Consider the following 7408-nt stretch of genomic DNA (forward strand, 5'->3'; position numbering starts at 1 on the left):
CTGCTGCCAGGACCACCCACGACCCCTGGCCCTCACGCAACGTGACAGCCAGTCAGTCCACTCGGGACGACACACCGCTCAAGTTCGAAGACCCGCCTTGCCGCGGGCACGCATCCGGTAGAACGCGGCGCGGCTCATCTCGATCTCTTCGAGGACTTCGGGGAGCTTGAGCATCTGGGGGCGAGCCATGGTGCGACTCCTTTGGAGAGGCGCTGCTTCGGGATGGAGGCGAGGCGTGTGTCCGAGGTGCGGATTTCTGCGTCATTGCGTCATCAGCGTCACTCGGGCCGCTGACCTGCGGCTCTGTGTGACGCGGTGGTTTGGGGGTGCGTCATCGGATGACGCAGGATGACGCAGAGTCCGTGGCCTGCGTCATGGATGTACCCGCAGGTCAGGTGCCGCCTTTCTGTCTGCATGACGCAGATGACGCAGCGTCTTCCCTCCTAGGACAAAGGAGAGGTGTGTCTGTTGGGGTGAGGGCGCCTTACAGCGTGAAGAAGGAGCCGCTGCGCGCGCGTCCTTGGGCGGCGTTCCGCCCGAACAGCAAGAGGAGCACGCCCGGCCGAGTGGTGCTCCTCTTGCTTGTCCTCTCGCGCCGATCGGCGGGAGCACCGGTCAGAACATTGGCTTGTGCTCGTGCGGGGGCGGGGGGCGGGGGGGCGTGGATACGCCGTGCATTGACGGCGCGAGAAACCTCTACGGCCCGCCTGTGCCTCAGCCGACGAAAGTCAGCCACGACGGCGGGTTCGTCGATCACTTTACGCACGCGTATGCCTAGCTGTGCCCCCGTCGGCCTCAGCCACGCTGCTGCTGGCATGGAATCAGAGAAACAACCGCCGGCCGGTCAGCGCAATTGAGCCTCTGTCTGATCCATTTCCTCACGTGGCCGGATATTCTTCGTCAACCTCTGATCTTGCTCAAGTCACACGCTTCCTCATTCTGCACATGTTGAACTTGAGGTCCTTGCCAACTCGCCGTCCAGGGAGTGGCACGCAAACATGGGGGAATCATCGTGAAGAGAAAGTCCAGTGCCATTGTCAGTCTTGCCGGACTACTCGCGATGGCCACTGTGGTACCGGCTTTCGCCGACGACTCAGACCCAGAAAGTGGTGTCGTCGCACCAGCCGAGGTTGCCGACGGCGCGGCTGTCGTGCCTGGGAGCGTCACCGATCAACCCGCCGCCAACGCCGTCAGCGGTGAAGACAGCACCGAGGGTCTAAACGAGGACGCTGATCTTCCGAGCGAGGCGGACGTGACAGAGAAGCCCGTCCAGGACGGCAGGCCCAGTGGCCACGATCTGCACCCCAACGCGACACATTGTGATTCATCGAAGGTGGTGAAAATCACCTCGAACCTGAAGAACACGATGGCTATCAAGTACTCCACGTTCGTTAAGAACAACACGTCGTCCCCTATCGACTTCAAGTTCACGTCCAAGAAGTCGGGCACCACCACCATTGGCGGATCCGTTACATTCAGTGGCGAGGTGAAGATGCTGTGGCTCGGCAAGATTAAGACAGAGGTCCAAGCGAACGCCAGTAAGACCTGGACCTCCGAACTCGGCGTCGAGACGGGAGGCAAGGTCAAGGCTCACTCAACGGTCTACGGCGACTACGGCATCATGAAGGAGAACATTTACGGATACTTCTACTCGGTTTACAGCAACTGCACGGTCAGCGCCAAGACCTACGCGAAGGTCTGGGCCCCGTATAGAGAGGGCTGGGTCGTCAACTAAGGGCTCTCCCGCAAACTGCTGGTCACGAGTGAGGTGATCTTGCTGTGGCTGGTGCGATCGCGGTGTCGGAGGCGTCCTGGATAGCCTTGTTTAGCCGGGCTGAGGCCGCGTCAGTTCGGCAAGCTGATTACCGCGTTGTGGCACGAGGTCGCAGACCCCGCCCGCAACGGTCGGCCGTGGAGCCATCCGGTGGAGGACCGGGTGCTACTGGTCGCCGCGTAGTGGCGGACGAATCTCACCCTGCGGCAGTTGGCGCCGCTGTTCGGTGTGTCGAAGTCCGTGGCAGACCTCCTTATCGATCACTTAGGGTCGGCACTTACGCTTCAGCAGCGCCAGCGGCTCCGCAAAGACACGGTGCTGATCGTGGACGGCTTCCTGGTGCCTACCCGCGACCATAACATCGCCCAGCAGCCGAAGAACTACCGGTATTCCACCAGCACGTACCTCACGCTCGCGCGCCTCGGCCGGCCCAATTGGCTGAGGCGCGCACGTCTCTATCCAAGGAGAAAACGTATGCGTCCAGCCGCGCCCGTGCCGGTCCTTCTACTTCTTCTACTCCTATCGTCGTGCACTGCCCACGACACCGAGGGCAGTGCCCACCCCACCCCCTCCGAGTCCCCGGCAACCCAAGTGCCCTCCGTTTCCGCTTCCCCGAAGAGTCCCCAGGACTCTCTCGCCCTCCCTCAGCGGCCCAGCTTCCTCGTTCCTGTCACTCAGGGAAGTCGCAGCGAAGACCTACCAGCTTTCACGTCAACCGAAGACGTCTATAGCATTCACGCTCTGTGCACGGGCAAGGGCAGCGTGAGCATCCACTATGGCCCTCATGACGAAGATCCGAGCAAGGTCAAGTGCGGCACCCCGGTGACTGTCGGTCGCGTCTACACCGACCGCGGAAAGCGGCAGAACCTCTCCATGCAGGTTGACGGTTCCGATATCCACTGGGCTGTAGCCGTAGTGGCCGGAACACACGCCATGTGACCCACGACTCGACAGTGAGGCACCACGTTGAGTCTGTGGTCTTCGAGGCTCGCTCCAAGGTGGCTCCGCAAGGCCGCAGAGCCGACCGCGCCAGCCACGACGGACCTCTCTCTGGCATCAAGCGGCTGATTGCGCGCGGGGAGCGGAGCGAGCCGCACTTGATGGAGTAGGGAAAGTCTTATCCCGCTGGGATGAGCCGCTTGCCGTCGTGGCTGCGTACCTGGGGGCCGTTGCCGTCCAGCGCGTCCAGGAGTCGGACCGCGAAGACCTCGGACATGCGCTCGCTGACTTCAGCAGGTATGAGCCAGGAGACCGCGGTCGACTCGTTCGACGTGCGTTCCGTGCCGCCGGACGGCTTGCAGCGGAAGACCAGGGCGACGATGCCGCGGGTGGTGTTCTTGTCGAAGCCGGGGCCGGGCAGCCAGGCGCCCAGGTCGGCCTTCTCGCCCTCGGCCGGTGGGCGACGGCGGGGCAGGGGTCGTACCGTCCGGTCGCGCGCCGGAACCGTGGCCAGAGCACCGCACCGCCGAGGCCACGCCCCCGTCACCGTACCGGCCGGTCCTTCCGTGCACCGTGACGGACATGTCCCGGATCGGTGACGTAAGGGGTTTCTGTATCGCGCCTGGTCAAGGCCGTTGCTACGGTCCCCCCGACCACCAGGCGCGGCCGGTCGGGCTGTGCGGAACAGGGGGAGAGACGATGAACGCCCAACGCCGTCGCAGATCCGTCGCCGTCGCGCTCGCGGCCGTCGCGCTGAGTGCCGTGCTCACGGGATGCAAGGGGGACGAGGCCAAGGCCGTCGGGGGCAGTGAGAGCGCGACCCCGGTGACCGCGACCCCGGTGACCGCGACCCCCGCGGGGGATTCGAGCGCGCCTGCCGAGGGGGCCGAGCCCACCGCCTCCGCGCCCGCCGGCGGCGGCAAGGGAGGCGCGTCCGCCCCGCCGTCCGAGGCGCCGAGCGCGAAGCCCGCCGCCGACTGCGTCACCGCGCCGCCGAACCCCGAGGACTACGACCCCGACGAGTTCGCCCTCTACGGCTACGAGGAGATCGAGGGCGTCACCGACAAGGTGAACCTGATCGTCCAGCACGGCGCGTGGGGCTGCGGCGAGCCCGACACCGACGGGGCCCCCTTCGTGGTCTCCGGCGAGGAGTCCCGCTGGGCCATGGACCAGGGCGCGTACATCACCGCGACCAACCCGATCGTGGAGAGCACCGAGAACCAGCGGATCGGCGTCCAGGAGCTGCTCGACTGGCTCGACGCCCACCCGGACTCCGGCCTCGTCTTCAAGTACGAGACCGGTGACGACGGTGCCATCCACCGTCTGGACGAGGTCTTCACCCCGTAGCGGAGCCCGTTCGACGCGGCCGGACTCGCCCGTACCCGCCCGGTTGCGGCCGGACTCGCCCGGATGGGACGCCGCTACTGCGCTCACACCCCGCTCACACCCCGCCCCTCCCCGTCATCCGCTCCGCCGACGCGATCGTCGCCCGCGCCTCCCGCTCGGTGAGCCCGGTCGCGCAACCCGCCTCCACCAGCGCGTCGGCCAGCTCCCCCGCGATGCCGTTCTCGTACGCCCGGCAGGCCGCCCAGAACAGCCGGGTGTTGCGCTGCCCCGGATGCGCGGCCAGGACGAACTGGATCAGGCCCTGGCCGTGGCTGCCGCCCGCGGACGTCTGAACCTGCCTGCGCGGGGGCGGCAGCAGCAGCCGCAGCAGCGCCACCGGGCAGGGAGCCGGGGGCAGATGGGCGCTGCCGGGGGCGGTGGCGTAGACGCCGTGGTCGGTGCGGGAGCCGGGCCCGACCAGATAGCCGCCCGCGCCCCGGATGTCGATGCCGGGGGCGAGGCGGCCGGCCGAGTTGGGTACGACCACGTCCGGCGGCCCGCTGAGCCACAGATGACGGCCGCCGGAGGGGGTGAGCACGACGACCGTCGGCGGGATCGTGAACAGGTGCAGCAGGGCCAGTTCGCGCAGGGCCGCCGAGGAGTCCGTGCCGGACTTGGTGTCCAGGTCGACACCGATGAGGTGGTGCGGGGGCAGCCCGCAGGCGATGCCGTAGCCGGTGGCCCAGGGTGCGGCGGCGAACATCTCGCGGATGCGCGCCGGTTCGGTGGACGCGTCGTACACGCCGTGGCCGAAGCGGCCGCACTCGCCGCGGCAGGGCGGGAGGCCGGGAGGGTCGTTGCGGTGGGGGGAGCGCAGGGCCGGGAGCTTGGCGCGGGACAGGGGGATGACTGCCAGTCCGCGTTCCGCGGCCGACAGCGCGTGTGCGAGGGCCAGCGTGGTGGCCTGCCGGTCGGTGGTGGCCATGTCTCCATGTTCGTACGAATGTTCGAGGAAGGGAAGAGGGGTCCGGCGCGGCGCGCCCAGCGGGCGGTGAATGGCCGGAAATATGCCGGAACGCTTCACCTCTTGTGCCCCTTGGGTCCGTCTCACCCGAACGGCTCTGACCTGCGCGTTCTCGCCCGGTAAAGGTGCTGAACGGGGTTTATCGACTTGTCATCACGCTTGAGGGCGAATCGGGGCTTCCAGGCTGGTTCGCCGGGGATCGGCTGGGCGACTCTTGACTCGCGACGTCGTGCACAGCGTCGGGGCGGCCGGCCAACCGCCCTGGTGCAAGCCGTACTTCACGTACTTCACGTACTTCATGTACGTCACGCATGCGGCCGAGGGGGCCCGTGCGTACCCGGTTCTGGAGGAAAAGACACATGGCAAGCATCCGTACCGCCCGCGTCATCGCCGCCGTCTCGGCCCTGCCGCTCGCGGTCGCCCCCTTCGCCGGCGTCGCGGCGGCGGACAACGGCGCCTTCGCGGACGACGGATCCAGCGCGGCCGTCACCAGCGCGTTCCAGGGCATCGCCGGCAGTGGTGCCGGCGGCAACAACAGCGGCAACTCGTCCACCACACAGCAGCAGGCGATCGGCTCCGGCGCCTCGAACCAGTCCAACACCGCGCAGGTCGACGGCTCGGCCTTCCCCGCGGTCAATCAGGGCAACAGCAACGTGACCGTCGGCTTCACCCCGCCGTGGTGGTGAGGTGAGCGGCCGACGCCCGCGCGCCTCGGGCGCCGGCCCCTCGACTCCCTTGTGGCGTGCTCTGTGTGGGGTGTGACAGCGACTGTGCGGCGGTGCTCTCGGGCACCGCCGCACAGCCGTGTACCTCGGCGGCCGTGTACCCCCCGCGGCCGTGTACCTCCGCCCCGCCCCGTGGCGCAGCAGCCCCGCCCCGCCCCGCCCCACCCCGCGGCGCGGCCCCGCCCCGTTCTTGACACACCCCGTCATCTGACGGACAGTCAGAAATCGTCGTACGTACGGCCCTGCGTTCCGAAGGGGGTGTGCCGTGACCGACGACGAACTGGCCGCGCGGCTGAGGGCCTACGAGGGTCTGCCCGCCGTCACCGGGGCCACCGGCAAGGACCCCGTCGACGCGGCCATGATCCGGCACTGGTGCGAGGCCCTCGGCGACACCCACCCCGGCTACACCGGCCCCGACGCCGTCGCCCCGCCCGCGATGCTCCAGGTGTGGACGATGGGCGGGCTCAGCGGCCACGACCGGCGCACCGACGCCTACCAGGAGACTGCTCGCCCTGCTCGACGAGGCCGGCTGCACCTCGGTCGTCGCGACCGACTGCGAGCAGGAGTACGTCCGCCCGCTGCGGGTCGGCGACACCGTCACCTTCGACACGGTCGTCGAGTCGGTGACCGGCCCCAAGTCCACCCGGCTGGGCACCGGTTGGTTCGTCACCACCCGCACCGACCTCCGGGTGGCGGGCCGGCTCGCCGGCGTCCACCGCTTCCGCGTCCTCAAGTACGCCCCGAACCGCCCGGCACGCCCCGAGCCCCGCGGCCCGGGCGAGCGCCGCCCGCGTCCGGTCGTCGACCGCGACAACGCCGTGTACTGGGAGGGCGTCGACCGCCGCGAACTGCTCGTCCAGCGGTGCACGGCCTGCCGGCGGCTCCGCTTCCCCTGGCTGCCGGGCTGCACGGACTGCGGCTCGGCGGACTGGGACACCGTCCGGGCGGCCGGGACCGGGACCGTCTACTCATACGTGGTGATCACCACCCGCCCTTCCCGGCGTTCACCGCGTCCGGCCCGCCGGGGCCCTACGCCGTCGGCCTGATCGAGCTCGCCGAGGGCGTGCGGATCGTCGCGAACGTGGTCGGGGTGCCGTACGACAAGGTGCGCGTCGGCATGCCGGTGCGGCTGGAGTTCCTGCGCTGCGACGAGGAGTTGACCGTGCCGGTGTTCCGGGCCGAGGAGGCGGCCGCGTGAGGGCCGGGGACCGGCTGCCGCCGCTGGAGATCGAGGTGACCCGGACGCTGATCGTGGCCGGGGCCATCGCCTCGCGCGACTACCAGGACGTCCACCACGACCCGGAGGCCGCCCGGCGCGGCGGCGCACCCGACATCTTCATGAACATCCTCACCACGAACGGCCTGGTCGGCCGCTATGTCACCGACGCCTTCGGACCCACCTGCGTGCTGCGCAGGCTCGCCCTGCGGCTCGGCGCGCCCAGCCACCCCGGCGACACCCTGCTGCTGACCGGCACGGTCGAGGAGAGCGAGGGCCGCAGTGCCGTCGTCCGGGTGACCGGGGACAACGCCGTCGGGCGGCATGTCACGGCCACCGTGGAGGTGACCTGGTGAGCACTCCCGCCAGGGCCGTGATCGTCGGGATCGGCGCGACCGAGTTCT

Annotated in this window: 6 protein-coding genes and 3 pseudogenes; 6 read left to right on the forward strand and 3 right to left on the reverse strand. The window is 68.8% G+C overall.

Translation table 11 applies throughout. The annotated features are described in order from the left end of the window. Positions 1–93: 93 nt before the first annotated feature. Positions 94–189, reverse strand: a pseudogene (locus tag ABZZ79_RS27165) (excisionase); the annotation flags it as partial. An 823-nt stretch (positions 190–1012) separates the two neighbouring features. Here ABZZ79_RS27165 and ABZZ79_RS27170 point away from each other — a divergent pair. Beyond that, on the forward strand, positions 1013–1735 hold the full coding sequence (locus ABZZ79_RS27170) for a hypothetical protein (RefSeq protein ID WP_356692962.1): 723 nt from the start codon (positions 1013–1015) through the stop codon (positions 1733–1735). Positions 1736–1779: 44 nt separating this feature from the next. Next, positions 1780–2173: pseudogene (locus ABZZ79_RS27175) on the forward strand (transposase family protein); the annotation flags it as partial. A 718-nt stretch (positions 2174–2891) separates the two neighbouring features. Here ABZZ79_RS27175 and ABZZ79_RS27180 read toward each other — a convergent pair. After that, the gene (locus ABZZ79_RS27180) at positions 2892–3260 is read right to left on the reverse strand and encodes a hypothetical protein (protein WP_356692964.1); all 369 of its coding nucleotides are present in this window, start codon (positions 3258–3260) and stop codon (positions 2892–2894) included. 152 nt (positions 3261–3412) lie between these two features. Here ABZZ79_RS27180 and ABZZ79_RS27185 point away from each other — a divergent pair, with 152 nt between their 5' ends. Continuing rightward, entirely contained in the window at positions 3413–4060 is a 648-nt protein-coding gene (locus ABZZ79_RS27185; RefSeq protein WP_356692966.1) for a hypothetical protein, read from the forward strand. A 94-nt stretch (positions 4061–4154) separates the two neighbouring features. Here ABZZ79_RS27185 and ABZZ79_RS27190 read toward each other — a convergent pair whose 3' ends face one another. Next, positions 4155–5024 carry a bifunctional DNA primase/polymerase gene (locus ABZZ79_RS27190; RefSeq protein ID WP_356692968.1) on the reverse strand — a complete coding sequence of 290 codons (870 nt, stop codon included), beginning with the start codon at positions 5022–5024 and terminating at the stop codon, positions 4155–4157. Between the two features lie 398 nt (positions 5025–5422). Between ABZZ79_RS27190 and ABZZ79_RS27195 the strand changes: the two genes are divergently transcribed. From ABZZ79_RS27195 to ABZZ79_RS27205, 3 genes and pseudogenes are all read left to right on the forward strand, one after another. Continuing rightward, positions 5423–5749, forward strand: a complete 327-nt coding sequence (locus ABZZ79_RS27195; RefSeq protein WP_356692970.1) for a hypothetical protein — start codon at positions 5423–5425, stop codon at positions 5747–5749. A gap of 304 nt (positions 5750–6053) precedes the next feature. Further along, positions 6054–6986: pseudogene (locus ABZZ79_RS27200) on the forward strand (OB-fold domain-containing protein). Continuing rightward, complete coding sequence (locus ABZZ79_RS27205) at positions 6983–7360, forward strand: MaoC/PaaZ C-terminal domain-containing protein (protein ID WP_356692972.1); 378 nt, start codon at positions 6983–6985, stop codon at positions 7358–7360. Before ABZZ79_RS27200 ends, ABZZ79_RS27205 begins: the two are co-directional and overlap by 4 nt. Positions 7361–7408: the final 48 nt, after the last annotated feature.

This window comes from Streptomyces sp. NPDC006458, from assembly GCF_040612135.1.
Lineage (GTDB): Bacteria > Actinomycetota > Actinomycetes > Streptomycetales > Streptomycetaceae > Streptomyces.

What these genes read in the sequence shown, in the direction of transcription:
- ABZZ79_RS27185 (WP_356692966.1), top strand. Translation starts at nt 3,413, where the DNA reads ATGAACGCCCAACGCCGTCGCAGATCCGTCGCCGTCGCGCTCGCGGCC.
- ABZZ79_RS27190 (WP_356692968.1), bottom strand. Translation starts at nt 5,024, where the DNA reads ATGGCCACCACCGACCGGCAGGCCACCACGCTGGCCCTCGCACACGCG.
- ABZZ79_RS27195 (WP_356692970.1), top strand. Translation starts at nt 5,423, where the DNA reads ATGGCAAGCATCCGTACCGCCCGCGTCATCGCCGCCGTCTCGGCCCTG.